Raw genomic sequence first — 20,688 nt, forward strand, 5'->3', positions numbered from 1 at the left:
CCCGGGCACAAGCTCCCCGGAGCTATCCCGCGAGATCGCCGAGCGTCTCCGCCAGCACCCGCGCCGCCCGCTCCACGTCCGCGAACCCGACGTACAGCGGCGTGAACCCGAACCGCAGGACGTCCGGGTGCCGGAAGTCCCCGACCACCCCCCGCTCGATCAGCCGCTTCATCACGTTCCCGGCGTCGTCGCAGCGCAGCGCCACCTGGCTGCCGCGCTCCCGGTGGGCGAGGGGGGTCAGCGACTCCACCCGCCCCTGGGGGACGTACGCCGACACGCACTCCAGGAAGAAGTCCGTCAGCGCCAGGGACTTGGTGCGGACCGCCTCGATCGAGACCCCGTCCCAGACCTCCAGCGCCGCCTCCAGGGCGAGCATGGACAGGATGTCCGGCGTGCCGACCCGGCCGCGCAGGGCACCGGCCGCCGGTTCGTACGCGGACCGCATCCCGAACGGCTCCGCGTGGGAGTTCCAGCCGGGGAGCGGGGAGTCGAAGCGGTCCTGGAGGTCCTGGCGGACGTACAGGTACGCCGGGGAACCGGGGCCGCCGTTCAGGTACTTGTAGGTACAGCCGACCGCCAGGTCGACGCCGTGCTCGTCCAGCCCGACCGGCAGCGCGCCCGCGCTGTGGCACAGGTCCCAGACGGCCACCGCGCCCGCCGCGTGCACGGCGGCGGTCAGCGCGGACAGGTCGTGCAGGCGGCCCGTGCGGTAGTCGACATGGTTCAGCAGGACGGCGGCCGTACGGGCGGACAGCGCGTCCGGCACCTCCGCCGGGGTCACCGGACGCAGCGTGCACCCGGTCATACGGGCCGCCGACTCGGCGATGTAGCCGTCGGTGGGGAACGTCGTCGCGTCCACGAGGATCTCGTCCCGGCCCGTGCCGGACACCAGCCGTACCGCTCCCACAAGAGCCTTGAAAACATTGACACTTGTCGAGTCACCCACGACGATCTGCCCGGCCGCCGCCCCGACCAGCGGAGCGATCCGGTCGCCGATCCGCTCGGGCGCCGTCCACCAGCCGCTCTCGTCCCAGGAACGGATGCGGAGCGCACCCCACTGCCTGCGTACGACGTCGTCCACCCGCCCCGGGACCGCAGCCGGCAGGGCGCCGAGCGAGTTCCCGTCCAGGTACACCACCTCGTCCAGCACGAACTGCTTGCGCGCTCCGGCCAGTTCGTCGACGGCGTCCAGCTCCCCCGCCCGTGCCTTCAGCCCGAACACCTCGGATGTCTCAGACATGGGACCTCGCCGTCCACAGCTCGGGGAACACGTTCTTCTGCGCGCGCTTCTCCAGCCAGGCGACGCCCGCCGAGCCGCCCGTGCCCGGCTTGGAGCCCATCGCGCGGCGGGTGGCGACCAGGTGGTCGTTGCGCCATCGCCACACCAGCTCGGCGACGTCGGTCAGCGCCTCGCCGAGGCGCGCGAGCTCGGCGTTCTCGTCGCCCGCGTAGATCGCGGTCCAGGCGGCCTCGACGGCCTGAGACGGCTCGTACCGCCGTGAGACGTCGCGGCGCAGCACGGAACCGGGGATCGCGCAGCCGCGCCGCGCCATCAGCCGCAGCACCTCGTCGTAGAGGCTCGGCTCGGCGAGGGCCTTCTCCAGCTCGGCGTGGACGCGGGGCGCGCCGCGGTGCGGGACCAGCATGGACGCGGACTTCTCGCCGAGCAGGAACTCCATGCGGCGGTACATCGCCGACTGGAAGCCGGAGCCCTCGCCGAGCGCGCTCCGGTAGGAGTTGAACTGGACCGGGGTCAGCTGGCCGAGCGGCTTCCAGGAGGCGTTCAGCGCCTCCAGCTCCCGTACCGAACGCTTCAGCGCGGCGACGGCGGTCGGCACGTCGTCGGAGCGCAGGGCGTGCGCCGCGGTCTCCCACTCGTGGACGATCACCGTGAACCACAGCTCCATCACCTGGGTGGTGACCAGGAAGACCATCTCTCCGGGGTCGTCGGAGAGGGTGTGCTGGAGGTGGGTGAGCACGTCCGCCTTGACGTAGTCCTCGTACGGCGTCGTACCGGCGAAGTCGAGATGCGGAGTCTCGGGCTCCGAAGCCTCGTGGGGCTGAGCCTGGTGGGACATCGCTGTCTCCTGTTGTTGCTCCGGGTAGCGGTCCGCCCCTGCCGTTACCGACACGGGGGCCCCGGTCCCCGCCGGGCATCTTCTTCGATGGTCCGCCCGGAACGCAAGGCCCGCCCGGTCACCGGCTCGTCGAGTCGCCGCAGGGCCCGCAGTACGCTCGGCGCGCACAGGACCCGTTGTCGAACCCTTTGACGAAAGGCACGGCTGATGTCTGAGAAGAGCACCTCGTCCGAGGTGGTCTCCGTCCCGGTGGGCCGGGTGGTCGGCGGACGCGAGGAGGTCCGTGACGACGACTGGGGGAAGGTCGAGGCCGTCATCCGCCTGGACGGCGACCAGTTCGACGCGGATGCGCTGGCGGGCCTGGACGCCTTCTCCCACCTGGAGATCGTCTACCACTTCGACCGCGTGCCCGTGGCGAGGATCGAGACCGGTGCCCGCCATCCGCGCGGCAACACCGACTGGCCGATGGTCGGCATCTTCGCGCAGCGCGGCAAGAACCGCCCCAACCGCCTCGGTGTCTCCCGCTGCCGCCTGGTGCGCACCGACGGACTCGACCTGCACGTCCAGGGCCTCGACGCCGTCGACGGCACCCCCGTCCTGGACATCAAGCCCTACATGAGCGAGTTCGGTCCCCAGGGCGCCACCACCCAGCCGGACTGGGCCACCGACATCATGAGCCGCTACTACTGATCCGCCCTCCGAAAGCCACTGCTCAGCGCGGCACAAGGCCCGCCCGGTCGCACCGGGCGGGCCCGAGAGGAAACCGCGGCGGACCGCTAGCCCAGGGTCTGGGCCGCCGTCGGCGAGGAGTCCTTCAGGAACTGGGTGCAGCGCTCGTACTCCTCCTGCTCGCCGATGGAACCGGCGGCGCGGGCGAGGGCGTGCAGGGCGCGCAGGAAGCCGCGGTTCGGCTAGTGCTCCCCGAGGCCGAGCAACGCGGCGAACGGGTTCCCGGTTCCCTCTCGAGCAGACGAAATCTGAACCGTGGGCCTCTTCGCCCCGAGCCGGGTTCGGTCCAGATCGATACCTGTCCGCTGTCCGGTTCCGGCGTGCGCGAGCATCCCGCGGGCGCGGTCGGGGCGTCAGCCGAGGGCTTCGCTATAGGCCGGCTGGGCGGCTGTCTCGTCGGCGCGGGACTCGGAGGGAACGGAGTACGCCCAACACTCCAGCTGTACATCGTGACCTTCATGTCTGGGATACGACTTGTCGCTGGTAATGGCTGGCGCGTGATCTTGCTTGATGGCGGCGGCGCCGGTCGCACCAGGAAAGGTGGTGGGGCCGCGTTCCCGACGGGCCGGACGACGAGCGCGATGAACAGGCGGCAGATCTACGACTTGCTTGGAAACCTGGAATATTGCGGCCACTTGACGAGACATCATTCAAAGGGTGCTGGCACCGGCCTATCCTGCTTGCGGTCGATCGCGCACGATCGGGGGATCAATGGTTCGGATGGGCCGCTGGGCAACTGCGGTACTCGTGTCACTGCTGGTGTTCGTGGGCTGCGCCGCGCTACTGATGGGTGTCCGCTTCCCGTGGACACCTGACGCCGAGAGCGACCGGTGGTTGGTCGCGCTCACGGTCGCCGCGTTCCTCGGCACCGGAGTCGGTGGTGGGCTGGCCTGGTGGGCCGGCCGTGAGGAAGCAGTCGACGGAGACGGCGGCGCCGCGCGGAATCTCGCACCGGCCGAGGGCAAGAGGGTCACGCAGCGGGCGAAAGTGGGCCGCAGCGGCACGAACATCATGGCCGGTCGAGACGTACGCATCCGTCGCCACGGCGAGCGCCCCGATGGGCGGCCCGACCATGAGTGGGAGTGAGCAGCCGCCGCGACGGCAGGTGTCACAGCGGGCGAACGTCAGGCCACACGGCAGGAACATCATGGCCGGCCGGGACGTGAGCACCACAGAGATCAACAACTACCTGGGCCCGAACAGCGGCCCTGGCCGGGGCATCAGCCGGAAAGGGCTGGCGTTGCTCGTCGTCGGCATACTCGTCCTGAGCGCCGCTGGTTTCCGGGCCCTGTGGTGGGAGAGCGGCCAGCACACCGCGGACACCCCGCAGACGCAGCGCACCACGCCGTCATCCGCGTACAGCACAGACACCACGACGGCTCCTGCGGCCAGTGCCACGACGGCTCCTGCGGGCAGTCCCACGACGTCGGCGGCCAGTGCGGGACCGCCGTTCGTCGCCCGGTCGTCATTCCCGGGCAGCGAGCTCGATCCGATCGCGACCGGCTCGCAATGGGCATTTGTCCTCGATCACACGCTAACGCCGAGTCAAATCGCCGGCCTTGAGCGACTGGACGGACTCGACGGGCAGGCAGTGTGGGACTATCTGCGCCCCCTCGGGGCGCGGATCGCGTCGGACAACTGGGCGACCGGGCCCCGGATGACCTTCAAGCTGCTGTTCCTGCGCGATACCAGCACAAGCCTGAGCATCCAGAGCATGCAGCCTGAACAGATCGCCTGCACGCCGAGCACCGCTCTGACAGTGATCGACTTCGCCAGCGAGGGCGACGATGCGGTTCCGACCGTCGCATTCTCCCTGCTGAAACCGCACGTGCCACTCGCCGGGGTGAACAGCTCAGGCGAACCGACGGGCCCCTATTTCAGCAGTCACCAGATCGATCTCGGTGCTGGCGCCACCCCAGGAGCCCTCGACGTCCAGGCGACTGGTGAGGCGGGCAAGTCCTGCACTTGGCGATTCAAGGTCGGCTTCGCCACCGCGTCCGGCCAATCCGCCCAGGTAGTCGACAATGCCGGCAAGCCGTTCACCATCGAGGCCGCCCCGCTCCATCCGCTACAGCACATCCAGTACGGACTCGACACGTCCGGCCGCAAACGCTGGGCAGACTGCACCGCGGCCGGCGACTGCAACTGAGCCCCCAACGCAGGCATGACTCGGTCAGGAAGCTCGGTTCCGAAGCGGGGCCGGAAAACGCAGCCACCAAGTCCGCCACTGCTCCTTCTACCAGGCCGCGCACCTCTCATCGCCATCGGCGACCAGATCCATTCTCGACGGGGCGTGGCATCTGTCGGTGACGCCGATCCGTACGAGATCGTCCGTGACGCGCCGGACGGATACCCGGGCCAAACGGCACGAGGTGTGCGGCTTCGCCGAGGTCTTCGGCATCGACCTGCGCAACCTCGTCGGCCCCCCGCAACTCGCCGCCCAGGCCCGCGCCATGGAACTGATCGACGAGGTCGTCGACGCCTTCCGCGAGACCCAGCGCGCCAACGCCGCCTTCGCCAGAGCGCGCGACGCCCTCGACGCCTACCTCACCGAGCACCCCGACGTGAGCGAGGAAGCGGACGTCATGGTCTCCAACGCCCTCGCCGAGGCGTCCACCAAGCACCTGCTGCAGACGTACGGGCCACCGCCCGGCGACCACGACGCCGACGAGGCATAGCCTCCCGCCTCTACTCCCGTCCTGGGCCCGCAAACCCCCGGCACGGGCACCTCACCCCATCCCCAGTGATCGACCGGCGGTCCGGCGTTGCCGCGCCACGCCCGCCAGAAGGGGACTCACCCCTTGCGCCAACCTGCAATTCCGCTTGCACCCGCATTTACCCCGCAATCGGACGTCCGGCCTCCCATGCCTGCCTCACCGTGTCCCCCCGCCGCGTTTCCGCCCATCCGGCGGCCACGGCAGTGCGGCGCGGGAGGTCAGGCTCTTTGACTGAGGGCGAGTGGCTGCGCCGACTGGAGGCTCAGCTCCCCGAACGGGACGAGGAGTGGGTCGATGACCTGCTCCGGATCTTCGGCATGGACCGCGCGTGAACGAACGAAGCCGGGCCCCATCCACAACGGAGCCCGGCTTCTCCACGTCACCTGAGCACTGGCTCGATGTCCGCCGGCTCGAAGATCGGCCCGTTCGAAGCGGGCTTGACGACGACCGCACGGAAGACCTTGAGGACAGCCGCGCGCTGCTGCTCGATCGTCAGCTTCTCCCACCGCTCCCTTATGTCGATGGGCCCGACTTCGAAGGTCGCGACCTCGGCGCGGTGCAGCGCACGTTCCCGGTGCAGTTCCGCGATCTGTTTCTCCAGGTCCTCGGTGAGCGCGATGTAGCGAGCGGCCGACATGCGCTTCTCCTGCCACGCCTGCTTGAACTCCGCCATGTCCCGTTCCAGGGAGGCGAGTTGCTCCTCCTTCGTCCACTCCGGCGGGCGCTGGCGCACGTGCGCCAGCGCCTTGTCCGAGCTGAGGAACACGGCGTTCCTGATGAGGCGGTCGACCGGTTCGCCGGCCCTGGCCACTCCCCCGCATCCCCCGTCGTTCTTGCCCGGGCACGCGTACCGGAACTGGGATGACGTCTTCGACTTCCGGTAGGACGGGAAGGCCCGCATCTTGGCGCCGCATCGACCGCACCGAGCGATACCGGAGAGCAGATACTTGGTGGCGTAGTCCCGTGCGGTGCGACCCTCCGACTCCTTCCGGACCTTCTCCATGAGCAGGTACCACTCGTCGGGGGTGACGATCGGCTCCCAGTCGCCGACGACAGGGGCACCGTGCTCGTCCAGGAACAACTCCCCCTGGTGCATCCGGTAACCGCAGATCCGCGGGTTCACGAGCATGCGCTTGATCTTGGAGTCGTCGAAGACGCCACCGCTGTGCGACCTGACCCCCTTGTCACGCCACTCTCGCGCGATGGACGCCCATCGGACGCCGCCCAGGAAGTCCCGCACGGCCTTGCGGAGGTTCTCCGCCTCGTCGGGTACCAGCGTCCTGCGATCCTCGCGGTTCCAGCCGTACGGCGCCCGGCCGCCCGGCAGCTTGCCCTTCGCTGCAAGTTCCAGGTGTTTGCGCTTCGTCCGCTTCGACGTGTCCGCCGAGGACTTGTTGGCGATGGTCACCTTGATCCGCGCGATGAACCGGCCGTTCTCCGTGGACAGGTCGATGTCCGACGCCGAGACGGAGTCGAAGACGAGGTGGCGCTTGCGGCGCTCGGCATCCTCGTACTCGTCGATCCACGCCTCCAGTTCGCGTGGCTGGCGTGTGAAGCGGTCGATGTCCCAGGCGACGACTCCGTCGATCCGCCCCGCCTTGAGATCCTCCAGCATCTGGCGGAACTCCGGGCGCACGGTCTTGCGCTTGTACGCCGAGAGGTCGTTGTCCTCATAGACCCTGGCCACCTCCCAGCCCCTGGCGGCACAGTGCAGTCGGCAGTCCTCCTCCTGCCGCGCGACGCCCAGCCCTTCGGCCTCGTCGTCCTTGCTGATCCGGGTGTAGATGCCCACCTGTATGGCCCCGGAGGACCCCCGTCGTGCTGCCATGCGCCGGATCGTCGCACATCGCGATCAGGTACATCAACCGCCGTTCTCATTTACCCTCGGGCCACGGCCGATTCCTCGTGCGGACGTCCCGAACGCCTGGCCACAAGTGGCAGACTGGCGGCATGACGACGCACAAGAACCTGCTCGGCGGTCCGGATCCGACATACCTCCCGGAGAACGAAGAGGCGTACCGCCTGCTGGGCGAGGAGTCCCGGTCACCGGCCGAGGTGGCGGCGAAGTACCCCACGTTCTCGCTCGCCTGGGCCATGCTCGCCGACGACGCCTTCGAGGCGGGGCGAGTGATCGAGTCGTACGCCTACGCGCGCACCGGCTATCACCGCGGTCTGGACTCGCTGCGCCGAGCCGGGTGGAAGGGGCACGGCCCCATCCCTTGGGACCACCGGGCCAATCGCGGGTTCCTGCGCTGTCTCGCGGCCCTCGCCCGTGCCGCCGGCGAGATCGACGAGAAGGACGAGACGGAGCGTTGCTGGCAGTTCCTCAAGGACAGCAGCGCCGAGGCATACACCGAACTGAAGCGGTAGTCACCGCAGTTGAAACGTCTGTGCCGCCGTCACTCAGACAGCGGCGGCGGCACGGAATACAGAAACGATACGGGCACCGGGCCGTGGCCCTTCCAGCCGCTGCGGCGCAGAGCGTCCAGGCCGCGGTGGTAGCCCGTGCGGGCGTAGGCGTACGACTCCACGACGCTGCCCCGCTCGAACGCCTCGTCGGCCAGCTGGGCCCAGGCCAGTGAGGACGTGGGGTACTTGGCGGCGACGTCCGCGGGCGCGGTGCCGCCCGCCAGCAGCTCGCGGGGCGCGGGGTCGTCGGGGAGGTGGGTCGGGGGCGGGCCCCCGAGAAGGTTCTCGTGAATCGACATGTGAACCAGTGTCGCCCCTGCTGGGGGCTGCCGCCCCCAGGCCCCCGCTTCGGCCCTTGAGGGGCCTGGTCCTCAAACGCCGGACGGGCTGGTTGCAGCCGACCCTGGCTGAAAAGCCTCGGTCACGCGATCCGCTTCTGCGCGCGCGTCCCCTCCAGCGGCGGCGCCGTCACCGAGCCGTGCGTACGGCACTCCGGGCGGCGGCAGCCGGGCGGCAGCGGTCGTATCGTCGCGAAGGCGACGACCGAGCCGATCACCAGGACCCCCGCGCACAGCAGCATCGCCCGGTGGAAGGCGTCGTCGAAGGCGCCCGGGGAGAGATACGCCTCCGGGCCCATCCCGGCGAGCAGCGGCAGTGCGGCCACCGCGATCAGGCCGGCCGCGCGGGCCGCCGCGTTGTTGATGCCGCTGGCCAGGCCCGCCCGCGCGGTGTCCACGGAGGCGAGGACGGTGGCCGTCAGCGGTGCCACCAGGGTGACCATGCCCGCGCCGAGGACCAGGACCGCGGGCAGGACGTCGAGCACGTACGAGGCGCCCGGGCCGACCCTCAGCATCAGCAGCATCCCGGCCGCGCACAGGAGCGGGCCGACGGTGAGCGGGATGCGCGGCCCGATGCGGTCGGCGAGAGCGCCCGAGCGTGCGGAGAACAGCAGCATCAGGGCGGTCGTCGGAAGCAGGGCCGTGCCGGCGGCGAGCGGTGACCAGCCCACGGCGACCTGGAGCTGCAGGGCGGTGAGGAAGAAGAAGCCGCCGAAGGCCGCGTAGACGCAGAGCGTGACCAGGTTGACGGCCGTGAACTCGCGGGACTTGAAGATGGCCGGCGGCATCATCGGGTCCGGGCGGTGCTTCTCGACGTACACGAAGGCCACGCCCGCGCCCAGCCCGGCCACCGCGGTGACGGCGACCACGAGGGAGCCCTGCCGGGCCTCGATCAGGGCGTATGTCACCAGGGCGAGCGCGAGGGCGCCGAGGACCGCGCCGAGCACGTCGAAGCGGCCGTGCGTGCGGCCGTCGGCGGACTCGGGGACGTGGCGTACGGCGATGGGGGCGCACAGCAGCGCCAGCGGGACGTTGAGCAGGAAGACCCAGCGCCAGCCCGGGCCGTCCACCAGCCAGCCGCCCAGGAAGGGGCCGACGGCCGCGCCGATCCCGCCGAAGCCGGACCACAGGCCCACCGCCCGCCCCCGGTCGTCCGGGTGGAAGGACGCCTGGATCAGCGCGAGGGAACCGGGCGTGAGGAGTGCCCCGCCGACCCCCTGCAGCGCGCGGGCCGCGACGAGCACGCCCGCGCTCGGCGCGAGACCGCACAGCAGGGACGCCGCCGCGAACCACACCACGCCGATCACGAAGACCTTGCGGCGGCCGTAGTGGTCGCCCAGGGAGCCGCCGAGCAGGATCAGCCCGGCCAGCGTCAGCATGTACGCGTTGACCGTCCACTGGAGGGCGGCGAGGTTCGCGTCCAGGTCGCGGCCGATGCGCGGCAGGGCGACATTGACGACGGTCGAGTCCAGCAGGGCCATGCTGGAGCCGAGCACGGTGGTCAGCAGGATCCACTTGCCCTGCGGGGTGGCGATCCGGACGTCGGGCATGCCCCCAGGTATACAGGGAGCCCGGTGCCGAGGCACCGGGCTCGCCAAAGACCTTCGTGTACGACGGCCTTACTTGATCTTCGTGCCCGTGGAGCGCAGGTTGGCGCAGGCCTCGGTCACGCGCCTGGCCATGCTCGCCTCGGCCAGCTTGCCCCAGGTGCGCGGGTCGTAGGTCTTCTTGGAGCCGACCTCGCCGTCGACCTTCAGGACGCCGTCGTAGTTGCGGAACATGTGGTCCGCGACCGGGCGGGTGAAGGCGTACTGGGTGTCGGTGTCGAGGTTCATCTTCACGACGCCGTTGTCCAGCGCGGTGGCGATCTCCTCGGCCGTGGAGCCGGAGCCGCCGTGGAAGACGAAGTCGAACGGGGACTGCTTGCCGTACTTGGAACCCACGCCCTCGTTGAGCTCCTTCAGGAGCTCGGGGCGCAGGACGACGTTGCCCGGCTTGTACACGCCGTGCACATTGCCGAAGGACGCGGCCAGCAGGTAGCGGCCCTTCTCGCCGAGGCCCAGCGCCTCGGCCGTGCGGATGGCGTCGTCGACCGTCGTGTACAGGGAGTCGTTGATCTCGTGGGAGACGCCGTCCTCCTCGCCGCCGGTCGGGGTGATCTCGACCTCGAGGATGATCTTCGCGGCGCGGGCGCGCTCCAGGAGCTCCTGGGCGATGGCCAGGTTGTCGGCGAGGGTCTCCGCGGAGCCGTCCCACATGTGCGACTGGAAGAGCGGGTTGCCGCCGGCCTTCACGCGCTCCTCGGAGATCGCGAGCAGCGGACGTACGTACCCGTCGAGCTTGTCCTTGGGGCAGTGGTCCGTGTGCAGGGCGACCGTGACCGGGTACTTCTCGGCCACGATGTGCGCGAACTCGGCGAGGGCGACCGCGCCGGTCACCATCTCCTTGCTGTACTGACCGCCCAGGAACTCGGCGCCACCCGTCGAGATCTGGATGATGCCGTCGCTCTCCGCCTCCGCGAAACCGCGCAGGGCCGCGTGCAGGGTCTGGGTCGAGGTCACGTTGATCGCCGGGTAGGCGAACTTGCCTGCCTTCGCCCGGTCCAGCATCTCGTTGTAGACCTCGGGAGTTGCGATGGGCATCTGTCCGCTCCTTGGTATGTGCGGGTTGGCGTGCTGCGTACTGCGGCCCTGACCTAGACCTTGGGTGGTGACGTCATCGTCGGGCCCATCTTTCCAGACTTGGCCTGATGCTTTGCCCGCCGTGTCCGTCTTGTGGACAACGCGGCCGGGGTACCCGGGAGTAGCCCGGCCGGGGGCGTCAGTCGAGGCCCAGGTCGTCCTTGGAGTAGGCGAAGAGGTACGGCACTCCCGCGCCCTCCTGGATCTTCTCGGCGGCGCCGGTGGCCCGGTCCACGATGGTCGCGACGGCGACGACCTCGGCGCCGGCCTCACGCACCGCCTCGACGGCGGTCAGCGGGGAGCCGCCGGTGGTGGAGGTGTCCTCGACGACCAGCACCCGGCGGCCCTTGATCTCCGGGCCCTCGACGCGGCGCTGCAGCCCGTGCGCCTTGGCCGCCTTCCGCACGACGAAGGCGTCGACGCGCTTGCCGCGGGCGGCGGCCGCGTGCAGGACGGCCGCCGCGACCGGGTCGGCGCCCATGGTGAGACCGCCCACCGCGTCGAAGTCGAGGTCGGCGGTCAGGTCCAGGAGCACCTGTCCGACCAGCGGGGCGGCCTCACCATCAAGGGTGATGCGGCGCAGGTCGATGTAGTAGTCGGCCTCCAGACCCGAGGAGAGGGTCACCTTGCCGTGCACCACGGCCTTGTCCTTGATCTGCTGCAGCAGCTCGCCACGTACGTCCGTCGTCATGCCGCCCAGCTTAAAGGCGGTGCCAGGTCCAGGTGGTCGAGGCCTCGAGCGGCTCCAGCGGCGTGACCAGGCGCGGCAGGGTGTTCAGGCCGTTGGGCGGGCCGGTCTGGGGTTCCACGCAGACCGCCTCCTGCTGCTCGTCGTAGACGACGACCCACTCCTCGCGGCTGGTGACCTTCAGCTCCAGCTGCCCCGGCCAGGTGAGGGTGACGTCGACGCCGCCGGGCATGCCGAAGCAGTCGTCCCAGGGGCCGGGGCGCGGGTCGACGCGGTTGCCGGTGGGCAGATGGTCCTCGCCGCGCTCCTCCTGCCAGGCGGGAGTGAAGTCGAGCTGTACGTCCTTGCCCCCGAGGTTCCGGTTGAACCAGGGGTGCCAGCCGATCTGCGCCGGGAAGGAGGAGTCGATCGTCTCCACGGACATCGTCAGGGTCAGGGCGTCGGGCGTGAGCGCGTACTGCTGGGTGACGCGCCCCGCGTAGGGCCAGGGGTCGACCAGGTCGTACGTGAGGACGGCCTCGTCGGTGTTCACGCGCGCGGGGTGCCAGGCGCCGTCGCGGACGGTGCCGTGGATGGCGTGCGGCGGGGAGTTGAGCGGCATCTGTTGGACGGTGGCGCCGTCCCGGAAACGGCCGTCGCGGATCCGCCCGCACCAGGGGACCATCGGGAAGCAGCCGAACCGTTCGCCCTGGCGGAGCAGTTCCATGCCGCCGACGCGCAGTCCTGAGACCCGGCCGCCGTTGCCCGGCTGCACGGTCACCTCCGCGTCGCCCGCGGTCAGCGTGATGTCTTCGTTACTCACGGGACGACCCTACTGGGGCGATCAAGACCGCCGTCAGTGACGCCTGCGCAGCAGCCGGCCCACGACGATCGCGGACGCGACCACGAGGGCCGCCGCGGGGGCCGCCCAGCGCAGGGAGGAGCCCGGGGAGACCGTCTGCGGGGCGGGGACCGGGGCGTAGCGGCCGCGGGGCGGGGCGTGGTCGACCTCCTCCGCGCTGCGGCCGATCATCGTGCGGCGGGCGTGGGCCGCTTCGGCGGGGGGTGCGCCCACGTCGTCACTGTCCCCCGTGTCCTCGGCGAGCGGGTCGAGGGGCGGTGGGGGGACCTCGGTGTCGTAGACGGAGGTGTGCTCGGCGGCGGGGGCAGGCGCGTCGTCGGCGTCCGGGGTCGTTTCGAAGTCGCTGGTCGCCTTGGGCTCGAACTCCTGGGTGACGAGGGGCTCGGTTTCCTCGGGTTCCTCGGGTTCCTCGGTTTCCTCGGGTTCCTCGGGTTCCTGGGGCGCCGCGGGCTGCTCCTGCGCCCCCTCTTCCGCGCCCGCCGCCAGGCTCTCCGCGAAACGGTTCAGCAGGCGGGTCGCGGCCGAGGCGACCTGCTCGGCCGGCAGTTCGGTGAGGCGGCCGTCCGCGGAGGCCGTGCCCTCGAAGGTCAGCCGGGAGCCGCCCTCGGCCTCCTCCACGCGGAGGGTGAGGGCGAGCTTGACCGAGCCGGTGCCGCGGGTCTCGGTGGCGTCGCCCTCGGCGGCGTACGAACCGTCGTCCTGCGCGGTGATGCGGACAGTGCCGCGGTAGGTGACGGAGTGGCTGCCGACGCGCATTTTCAGCCGTCCGGTGACGGGCTCGGCGCCCGCGTCCTGCTGGAGCCCGGGAACCGCCCGGGCCACCTGCGCGGGGTCGGCGAGGGTTTCTTTCAGCCGTGCGGCCGGAACCGGAACGAACACCTCATGCTCCATGTCGGCCGAGCCTACCTAGATGGCCGGGTCATGCACCCGTGTTGGTCGAAAGTGAGCGCGCGTCGGTGTCGGCCTGCTGGGGGCTGAAAGTGGCCGGACGGGCTGAAAGGAGCTGTCCGGCGCTAAGCCGTCCCCCCGGGCATCACCAGCCCCGTCTCATATGCCACGACCACCACCTGCGCCCGGCTCGCCAGTCCCAGTTTCGTCATCGTCCGGTTCAGATACACCAGCGGGTAGGCGACCGCCTGGGCGAGCACCGACGCCATCGAACTGCCGTCGGTCACCAGCCCGGCGTAGACCCAGACGCCGCCCATCACCGCGGCGCAGACCGCCGTGGTGCGGGCCGGGCGCACTGACGCCACGGTGTAGACGGCGAGCATGGGTCCGAAGGTGATGACCACCGGCCAGTAGCCGAGGCTGATGTAGAGGACGCCGACCGCGTGGACGAAGGCGAAGACGGTCACCGGGGCCTTGGTGCGCAGGGCGAGCGGCAGAGTCGCCACGAGGACGAGTATCCAGGCGAGCGGGTCGAGTGCGGGCCACCCCTGCGCGACGGCTTCCCTGCCGAGCAGGACGGCCACGGTCGTCAGCGCCGTGGCGATGAGACCGTCGGCGGCGAGTGGGTGGATCCGCATCGCCGCAGCGTAACCCCGGTGCGCGGGTCGGGGCGTCAACCTCCGGCAGTACCACGGAAGTTGCAGGAACCGCCCGGTTACCGCAGGGGTTGGGCCGCGGATCCATCCGCTGCGGGATTCGGGGCGGACGGGGACGCCCGTAGATTCTCGGTGCTGAGGGGGGAGGCGCACGGCGGTTCGTCCCGAGCTCGGGGGACGGGACGGGCCGCCGTCCGTGGCCGCCTTCAGTACCGGGGGTGGATCAGCGTCGACGCGGGCAGGCCCGTGATGCGGGTGGCCGCCGCGGCCCTGCCGTCCGCGGTCAGGGTCCGCTGGGTGAGGGTGCGCGGGTGCGGCTCGTGCGGGTCCAGACGGAGGCGGGGGCGGGTGTCCGCGCCGGCCAGCACGAACCCCCAGTCGCGCGGGCCGCGGGCGGCGTCGGCCGTGCGGTCGGGGCCCGCGGCGAAGCCGGAGTCGCGGCCGCCCACCCGGTAGGGGACGGTGTGCAGACCGGCGGCGCGCAGGGTCGCCACGACCGTCCAGAACACCCGCGGGCGGGTGGCGAACGGCCCCGCGTGCACGACCAGGCGGCCACCGGGTGCGAGGGCGCGCCGGGCGAGGCCGTAGAACTCCTGGGAGTACAGCTTGGTGCTGGCGGTGATGCCCGGGTCGGGGAGGTCGGAGATCACCACGTCGTACGTCGAGGTGGGCGCCGTGCGCAGCCAGCGGAAGGCGTCGGCGGTCGTCACGCGCACGCGCGGGTCGTCGTAGGCGTGGCGGTTCAGCTTCGACAGGGCCGGGTCGTGGCGGGCCAACCGGACGATTCCCGCGTCGAGTTCGACGATGTCCACCCGCTGTACGCCCGTGTGGCGCAGCACTTCGCGGGCGGCCAGGCCGTCGCCGCCGCCGAGGATCAGCACGCGCGCGTGCGGGCCGTTCATCGCGGGGTGCACCAGGGCTTCGTGGTATCGGAGTTCGTCGCTGCCGACCCTCAGGCGGCCGTCGAGGTACAGGGCGAGGGGGCGGCCGTCGGTGCCGCCGGTGAGGACGATCTCCTGGGTGCCGGTCTGCAGCGCCACGCGCATGTCGTGGCCGTACACGGCGTGCCGGGCCGCCTGTTCGAAGTCGTCGACCAGGACGGCGGCGGTCGCGAGGAGGCCGAGCACGGTGAGGTTGGCGATCAGCAGCAGCCAGCGGGTACGGCGGGTGAGGTCGCGGCGGAACAGACCGAGGACGAGGGTGCCGCCCGCGACCGCGTTGACCGCGCCGGTGATCAGCGCGCCGGTCAACTGGCCGAGCTGGGGCAGCAGCAGGAAGGGGAAGGCGAGACCGCCGACCAGTGCGCCGACGTAGTCCGCGGCGAACAGGTCGGCCACCGCGCCGCCCGCGTCCTGCCGCCGGATGCGCTGGATCAGCTCCATGAGGAGAGGAACCTCGGCGCCGATCAGCAGACCGATGGTGAGGGAGAAGGCGACCAGCAGCCAGCGCGGGCCGCTCGCCCACAGGCCGCCCCAGTCACCGGTCCATGCGAACACCGCGTACAGGGCCATCGCGCTGCAGCCGCCGACCAGCGCGAGCGTCGCCTCGATCGCGCCGAAGGCGGCCGCGGCACGCCAACGCAGACGCTTGGCGGCGAGCGAGCCGATGCCCATGGCGAACACCATGACCGACAGGACGACCGAGGCCTGGGTGACCGAGTCGCCGATCAAGTACGAGGCCAGGGCGACGAGTTCGAGCTCGTACACGAGTCCGCAGGCCGCGCAGACGAAGACGCATGCGAGCACCAGGAACCGTCCGGTGCTCGGCTGGACGGGCAGCCGCGCCGGGCCCGCCCAGGGGGGCGGGGAGCCGGGTGGTGCCGGCGCGTGCGGTTCGATCACGACTGCGACGTTACGTCACTGCAACTTCACGCTTCGTCACCCACACGTGTGGAACTGCCGGACAGTTCGTTCCCGCGTGTTTGAGGCCGTGTGTTCGGGTCAGGCGTCCGGCGGACCGACCTGCGGCGCGGGAACGCGGGCTCCCACCCGGGTCCATGTGGCCACCAACTGCCCGTCCTGCGGGTACGCGTGCCAGGTCCGCCAGTGGACCTGGCCCTCGTGCCACTGGGCCAGCAGTGCGGTGAAGGCGTGCGGGCTGCCGGGGAAGACGCCCGCAAGGCCGTGCGGATGGTCGGAGACCAGCGCGAGCAGCTCCTGCGCGCGCCCCGCGAACGACCCCGGTGACAGGACCTCCACCCGGGCCGCGAACTCGTACTCCCAGTCGCCCACCCGTTTGGCGACGCCCAGCGGCAGCGGTGTGCTGCTGCCCGGCATGCACGCCACCGTCTCCGAACAAGTGCCCCGCTGTTCCTCCAGGAGCACCTGGTGGGATGCGCCGAGGAGTCTCAACTGGAGCTTGGCCCCGGCCAGTTCGAGATCGAGCGTGGCCAGGGCGGGAAGCGGCTCACGCCCAAGGGCCCAGGCGAGGTCGGCCGCGCGCGTGTCGGTGTATGAGGTGTTCAGGGTCGTGAGCATGGGTCGGCTCTCCGCTGGCACACAAAGAAAGGTAAGGAGGAAGGCGTGGGGGGTCCGGCACACCGGGCGGCTCCGGGGGATCGGCCCGGACGGCCCGGTCGGCCCAGTCGGGAGATCAGGGAGGTCAGGAAGGTCTCAGCAGGACGTCCGAGGACCGCACCGGTGTTTTAGAGGGAATCATGAACGGTGGCGCCGTCACAGCGTTTTTACCCAACTTCGTGGGGTTTCCATCCCTCAGAGGGCTCCACTGCTCAACTGTTCAACCACGGCGTACGCCACGGCGGGCGTTGCGTGCGCCGGAGCATTCGGGCACCCGCCGGGGCGCGGACCCCGGCGGGTGCTCGGCGGGTGTGACGGGCGGATATGCGGCTCCCCCTCGATGAGCCCGGCTGCCCCGTGTCAGCTGCCTCCGCCGCATCCACCGCCACCACCACAGGACGACCCGCCCCCGCAGGACGACCCGCCACCACAGGAGGAGTGACCGCCCCCGCAGGAGTGGTGCCCCCCGGAGTGGTGACCACCGGAGTGGTGCCCGCCCGAAGAGCCGCCGTCTCCCCCGCCGGCCCACCAGCTGCTGCTCCCCGTGCTGCTGTCACCGCTGTACGACCCGCTCCGGCTCCCCCCGCCCAACCCCTTCGCCCCGCCCTTGCCCGCTGCCTTCGCGACGATCGCCACGAACGCGATCACGATCGCCACCACGATGAAGCCGGTAACCATGGCGCCACCGTCCTTTCGATGTCCCCCGAAGCAGCCCCCCGTGGGTGCCTCGCTTCTTGCGTGAACGGGGGATGCCCGGCGCCCTCGGCGGTCAAAGCAGAGTTGAGGAACTTCAGAGGTGCGTGTACAAGGCCCTTCCCGGGGCAGCAGGACCACACAGACCCCAGTCCCCGCCCTTTCTCGCCCAGTGGAGAGCCACTCATGGCCTTCTTCGCGGTCTCCCGATCGCAGCCCCTGAAGTTCCTGTCCAACACCGATCTGGTCATGGAGCACGAGCGCCTCGAAGCGGAGTGCGCACAGCTGGAGCAGGCGGTCAGCTCGCATGCGATCGTCGACCAGGCCATCGGTGCCGTCGTCGTGTTCGGACGGATGGCGCCGGAGGAGGCCTGGCGGGTCCTGCGTGACGTGTCGCAGCGCACCAACACCAAGCTGCGGGTCGTCGCCGAGCACGTCATGGCGTTCACGCAGGGGGCAGAGCTGCCGGAGGCCGAGCGGATCGAACTGCGGAAGGCGATCGCCCGGTACCAGTCGTGGAAGCGGTGAGTTGAGGAACTCCGCAGCCCGGGCGCAGGATGACCGGCATGACCTCCAGCACCCGTCCTCTCCTCAACCGCCGCCTCGCCGAGTTCGGGACGACGATCTTCGCCGAGATGTCCGCCCTGGCGGTGCAGACCGGCTCCATCAACCTGGGCCAGGGCTTCCCCGACACGGACGGCCCCGAGGAGGTCCGTGAGGCCGCCGTACGGGCCCTGCGCGACGGGCGCGGCAACCAGTACCCGCCGGGCCCCGGCGTGCCCGAGCTGCGCACGGCGATCGCCGCGCACCAGGAGCGCCGCTACGGCCTGGCGTACGACCCCGACACCGAGGTGCTGGTCACCGCCGGCGCCACCGAGGCCATCGCCGCCACCCTCCTCGCCCTGCTGGAGCCCGGAGACGAGGTGATCGCCCTCGAGCCGTACTACGACTCGTACGCGGCCTGCATCGCCATGGCGGGCGGGACCAGGGTGCCGGTCACACTGCGGCCGCACGTCGACGAGGGCGCCGGCTTCCGCCTGGACCTCGACGAACTGCGCGCCGCCGTCACCGACCGCACCCGCCTGCTGCTCGTCAACACCCCGCACAACCCCACCGGCACGGTCCTCACCCGCGCGGAACTGACCGCGATCGCCGAGCTGGCGGTGGAGCGCGACCTGCTGGTCGTCACGGACGAGGTGTACGAGCACCTGGTCTTCGACGCCGCCGAGCACCTGCCGCTCGCGACCTTCCCCGGCATGCGCGACCGGACGGTCACCATCGGCTCGGCCGGCAAGACGTTCTCCTTCACCGGCTGGAAGGTGGGCTGGGTTACCGGAACCGCAGAACTGGTGACCGCCGTCCGTTCCGCCAAGCAATTCCTGACGTACGTCGCCTCCGGGCCCTTGCAGTACGCCGTCGCCGAGGCACTGGCGCTGCCCGACACATACTTCGAGGGGTTCCGCGCGGACATGCAGGCCAAGCGGGACCTGCTCAGCGCCGGCCTCACCGACGCCGGCTTCACCGTCTTCCGGCCGACCGGCACCTACTTCGTCACCACCGACATCCGGCCCCTCGGCGAGGCCGACGGCCTGGCCTTCTGCCGCGCCCTGCCTGAGCGGGCGGGTGTCGTCGCCATCCCCAACGCCGTCTTCTACGACCACAAAGAGGCCGGCGCACCATACGTCCGGTTCGCGTTCTGCAAACGCGTCGAGGTATTGGCGGACGCGGCGGAACGGCTGCGCAAGGCGTTCGCACACTGACCGCCGCTGCATGGGGCCAGTCGTCCTTGGCGCGGCCGTCCTCCGACTCCGGTCGGCCCGCCACCTGCGCCGCAAGATCCCATCGCAACCCGCGCCCCGGTTCGCCTCGCCTTCCGCACGGGCGAAACACCGGAGGCTATTCGGTGTCCTTCGGGTGTCGCGGGGAGGCGTACACAAGGATCACAGTCGAGGTGTCCGGGCTGACCAGGTAGCGGACCCGTCCGCCGCTGGTGATCTCGTACTCCCACTGCTCCAGCTCAGAGCCCTTCCATTCCCTGGTGGCGTGTCTGCCTCGGAGCTGGTGCTGGCGGTTCCAGTTGGCCCGCGACAGCGGGTCTGCGCGAAGGGCTTCCAGGCAGCGGTGCGCATTCGGCAACGCCACCCGGCACAGCTCCTCCCAACCGGTCGCGGCCTCGGTCGTGCCGTAAATGACGTTCCAGCCGCTCAGCGGAGGAACACTGACGCGATCGCCTTTCTTCGGACTCACTCGTGCACCTCGACGGGGCCGAGGTCGACGTCACCGAGCGGACGGAGCGCTTCCCTGAGCTGGTCAGGATCGGCGTTGATGCGGGCGGTGGCCCGCCACGAGACGATCGCTCGGTGCACAGCCTCCCTGGCGCCCAGTTCAGCGGCGTCGGACAGCGCTTCCAGAAGCTCGACAGTGAATTCCCGGACTTCCTCGGCGTCCAGGTGGCGCACCCAAGGGAACACCTCGGGCAGCGCGAGCAAAAGCGACTTGGCACCGTCGTCCTGCTTCAGCAGTGCCAGGAACAGCCGGGACGCCGTGGTCAGGTTTTCCTCGGCGCGCTCTGCGTATATGGCCGTGGTCAAGACCATGTCGGGCGCGTCCCGGTGCGTGACGCGCAGACATCCCAGGGCGGCGGCCCTGGCTGCGACAGCCTTCGGGTTCCGCGACAGATCGGTGAACGAGACGGACTCCGATTCGGATGCCAAGGGTGCGATACTCATACTCAGACTGTACTCAGATTGTGCTCTGATTTCTATCGCGCGACGTGGACAGCAGCTGAAAGCCCCACTCCTGCGACAGGACCCGCTCCCTCCGACGCTGCTGCTGCTGCGCCGGCAACGAGTTCACCGGGGAGGGCGAGGTTGTGCAGGCGGGCGATGCCGAGCATGGCGTGGCGGACGCCGTCGCCTTTCAGGCGGCGGTCACGAAGCTCCCACGCCTTGCAGTCGTTGCGGTTGCCCGGCAGCGGCCGGGCGACCGCGACGACGAGCCGAGTGTCGGCATCGATGACGACCTGGTGGTTGGTCGAATACCGGTAGTTCTTCGACTGCTCGGCGATGCTGTGGTCGCGGGTGGGGACCAGGGTTCCGTCCACGATCAGCACGGTGTCCGTGCGGAACCGCTTGCGCTGCTGGAGCGCGAGCGAGGGGCCGAGGTGGTCGATGATGCGGTCCGCGGCCGACTTCGACACCCCGAACAGCGGCGCCAGCTGCCGCAGCGTGAGGTTGGTCCTCCAGTACGCGGCGACCAGCAGGACCCGGTCCTCCAGCGGCAGGCTCCACGGCCGGCCCTTGCGCACCGGGTCCGCGCCCTCACGCCGCAACGCGGTGATCAGCTTGCCGAACTGACGCGGGCTCAGCCCTGTGAACGGGGCTATCCAGGACGGCTCCGCCGCCGTGATCACACCAGCCACAGAAAGATCATCTAATCCGTGACCAGCAGTTAC

The 20,688-nt window shown here is 70.5% G+C and carries 21 protein-coding genes and 3 pseudogenes; 7 read left to right on the plus strand and 17 right to left on the minus strand.

The features are described 5' to 3' along the window. Positions 1–22: 22 nt before the first annotated feature. Together kynU and ACWCRD_RS05210 are read right to left on the minus strand one after the other, a co-directional pair. Positions 23–1,240, minus strand: coding sequence for a kynureninase (gene kynU / locus ACWCRD_RS05205; protein ID WP_450964598.1), 1,218 nt, complete (start codon positions 1,238–1,240; stop codon positions 23–25). Continuing rightward, on the minus strand, positions 1,233–2,078 hold the full coding sequence (locus ACWCRD_RS05210) for a tryptophan 2,3-dioxygenase family protein (protein WP_450964599.1): 846 nt from the start codon (positions 2,076–2,078) through the stop codon (positions 1,233–1,235). The genes kynU and ACWCRD_RS05210 overlap by 8 nt, the downstream gene beginning before the upstream one ends. A gap of 207 nt (positions 2,079–2,285) precedes the next feature. Between ACWCRD_RS05210 and ACWCRD_RS05215 the strand changes: the two genes are divergently transcribed. Continuing rightward, entirely contained in the window at positions 2,286–2,768 is a 483-nt protein-coding gene (locus ACWCRD_RS05215; protein WP_450964600.1) for an SAM-dependent methyltransferase, read from the plus strand. Between the two features lie 86 nt (positions 2,769–2,854). Here the strand turns inward: ACWCRD_RS05215 and ACWCRD_RS05220 are convergent. Both ACWCRD_RS05220 and ACWCRD_RS05225 read right to left on the minus strand, forming a co-directional pair. Then, positions 2,855–2,989: pseudogene (locus tag ACWCRD_RS05220) on the minus strand (DUF3151 family protein); the annotation flags it as partial. A gap of 274 nt (positions 2,990–3,263) precedes the next feature. After that, a pseudogene (locus ACWCRD_RS05225) lies at positions 3,264–3,405 on the minus strand (IS701 family transposase); the annotation flags it as partial. A gap of 122 nt (positions 3,406–3,527) precedes the next feature. Here ACWCRD_RS05225 and ACWCRD_RS05230 point away from each other — a divergent pair. The 3 genes from ACWCRD_RS05230 (at position 3,528) to ACWCRD_RS05240 (ending at position 5,485) form a co-directional block, all read left to right on the plus strand. Continuing rightward, positions 3,528–3,893, plus strand: coding sequence for a hypothetical protein (locus ACWCRD_RS05230; RefSeq protein WP_450964601.1), 366 nt, complete (start codon positions 3,528–3,530; stop codon positions 3,891–3,893). Between the two features lie 76 nt (positions 3,894–3,969). After that, a complete protein-coding gene (locus tag ACWCRD_RS05235; protein WP_450964602.1) occupies positions 3,970–4,956 on the plus strand; it encodes a hypothetical protein in 987 nt (328 codons plus the stop codon). 184 nt (positions 4,957–5,140) lie between these two features. Next, positions 5,141–5,485, plus strand: a complete 345-nt coding sequence (locus ACWCRD_RS05240) for a hypothetical protein (protein WP_450964603.1) — start codon at positions 5,141–5,143, stop codon at positions 5,483–5,485. 418 nt (positions 5,486–5,903) lie between these two features. On the opposite strand, the gene ACWCRD_RS05245 is transcribed toward ACWCRD_RS05240, so the two are convergent. Further along, positions 5,904–7,352, minus strand: a complete 1,449-nt coding sequence (locus tag ACWCRD_RS05245; protein ID WP_450964604.1) for a recombinase family protein — start codon at positions 7,350–7,352, stop codon at positions 5,904–5,906. A gap of 122 nt (positions 7,353–7,474) precedes the next feature. On the opposite strand from ACWCRD_RS05245, the gene ACWCRD_RS05250 reads away from it, so the two are divergent. After that, entirely contained in the window at positions 7,475–7,894 is a 420-nt protein-coding gene (locus ACWCRD_RS05250; protein ID WP_103545664.1) for a DUF3151 domain-containing protein, read from the plus strand. 71 nt (positions 7,895–7,965) lie between these two features. On the opposite strand, the pseudogene ACWCRD_RS05255 reads toward ACWCRD_RS05250, so the two are convergent. The 9 genes and pseudogenes from ACWCRD_RS05255 to ACWCRD_RS05295 form a co-directional block, all read right to left on the minus strand. Next, a pseudogene (locus ACWCRD_RS05255) lies at positions 7,966–8,232 on the minus strand (DUF3151 domain-containing protein); the annotation flags it as partial. A 122-nt stretch (positions 8,233–8,354) separates the two neighbouring features. Then, positions 8,355–9,821, minus strand: a complete 1,467-nt coding sequence (locus ACWCRD_RS05260; protein ID WP_450964605.1) for an MFS transporter — start codon at positions 9,819–9,821, stop codon at positions 8,355–8,357. Positions 9,822–9,890: 69 nt separating this feature from the next. Next, positions 9,891–10,913, minus strand: a complete 1,023-nt coding sequence (gene fbaA / locus ACWCRD_RS05265) for a class II fructose-bisphosphate aldolase (protein ID WP_450964606.1) — start codon at positions 10,911–10,913, stop codon at positions 9,891–9,893. A gap of 178 nt (positions 10,914–11,091) precedes the next feature. Then, positions 11,092–11,643 (minus strand): orotate phosphoribosyltransferase, encoded by a 552-nt coding sequence (gene pyrE / locus ACWCRD_RS05270; protein ID WP_450964607.1) that lies wholly within the window; start codon positions 11,641–11,643, stop codon positions 11,092–11,094. A 10-nt stretch (positions 11,644–11,653) separates the two neighbouring features. Further along, entirely contained in the window at positions 11,654–12,442 is a 789-nt protein-coding gene (locus ACWCRD_RS05275; protein ID WP_450964608.1) for an aldose epimerase family protein, read from the minus strand. Positions 12,443–12,475: 33 nt separating this feature from the next. Continuing rightward, the gene (locus ACWCRD_RS05280) at positions 12,476–13,372 is read right to left on the minus strand and encodes an SRPBCC domain-containing protein (protein WP_450964609.1); all 897 of its coding nucleotides are present in this window, start codon (positions 13,370–13,372) and stop codon (positions 12,476–12,478) included. A 122-nt stretch (positions 13,373–13,494) separates the two neighbouring features. Next, positions 13,495–14,007 carry a DUF7134 domain-containing protein gene (locus tag ACWCRD_RS05285; RefSeq protein ID WP_450964610.1) on the minus strand — a complete coding sequence of 171 codons (513 nt, stop codon included), beginning with the start codon at positions 14,005–14,007 and terminating at the stop codon, positions 13,495–13,497. 224 nt (positions 14,008–14,231) lie between these two features. Next, on the minus strand, positions 14,232–15,866 hold the full coding sequence (locus ACWCRD_RS05290; protein WP_450964611.1) for a polyamine aminopropyltransferase: 1,635 nt from the start codon (positions 15,864–15,866) through the stop codon (positions 14,232–14,234). A gap of 99 nt (positions 15,867–15,965) precedes the next feature. Next, entirely contained in the window at positions 15,966–16,502 is a 537-nt protein-coding gene (locus tag ACWCRD_RS05295; protein WP_450964612.1) for a DUF2617 family protein, read from the minus strand. A gap of 918 nt (positions 16,503–17,420) precedes the next feature. On the opposite strand from ACWCRD_RS05295, the gene ACWCRD_RS05300 reads away from it, so the two are divergent. Together ACWCRD_RS05300 and ACWCRD_RS05305 are read left to right on the plus strand one after the other, a co-directional pair. Further along, complete coding sequence (locus tag ACWCRD_RS05300; protein ID WP_450964613.1) at positions 17,421–17,762, plus strand: ANTAR domain-containing protein; 342 nt, start codon at positions 17,421–17,423, stop codon at positions 17,760–17,762. A gap of 29 nt (positions 17,763–17,791) precedes the next feature. Then, positions 17,792–18,994 (plus strand): pyridoxal phosphate-dependent aminotransferase, encoded by a 1,203-nt coding sequence (locus tag ACWCRD_RS05305; RefSeq protein ID WP_450964614.1) that lies wholly within the window; start codon positions 17,792–17,794, stop codon positions 18,992–18,994. A 136-nt stretch (positions 18,995–19,130) separates the two neighbouring features. Here the strand turns inward: ACWCRD_RS05305 and ACWCRD_RS05310 are convergent, their stop codons facing one another. The 3 genes from ACWCRD_RS05310 to ACWCRD_RS05320 are packed head-to-tail and all read right to left on the minus strand — an operon-like array spanning position 19,131 to position 20,655. Continuing rightward, complete coding sequence (locus ACWCRD_RS05310) at positions 19,131–19,481, minus strand: hypothetical protein (protein ID WP_354720386.1); 351 nt, start codon at positions 19,479–19,481, stop codon at positions 19,131–19,133. After that, positions 19,478–19,963: a prevent-host-death family protein gene (locus tag ACWCRD_RS05315; protein ID WP_390647022.1), complete on the minus strand. Its 486-nt coding sequence runs from the start codon at positions 19,961–19,963 to the stop codon at positions 19,478–19,480. The genes ACWCRD_RS05310 and ACWCRD_RS05315 overlap by 4 nt, the downstream gene beginning before the upstream one ends. Before the next feature lie 32 nt (positions 19,964–19,995). Further along, positions 19,996–20,655 (minus strand): transposase family protein, encoded by a 660-nt coding sequence (locus ACWCRD_RS05320; protein WP_450964615.1) that lies wholly within the window; start codon positions 20,653–20,655, stop codon positions 19,996–19,998. Positions 20,656–20,688: the final 33 nt, after the last annotated feature.

The organism is Streptomyces sp. NPDC002092 (assembly GCF_053593775.1).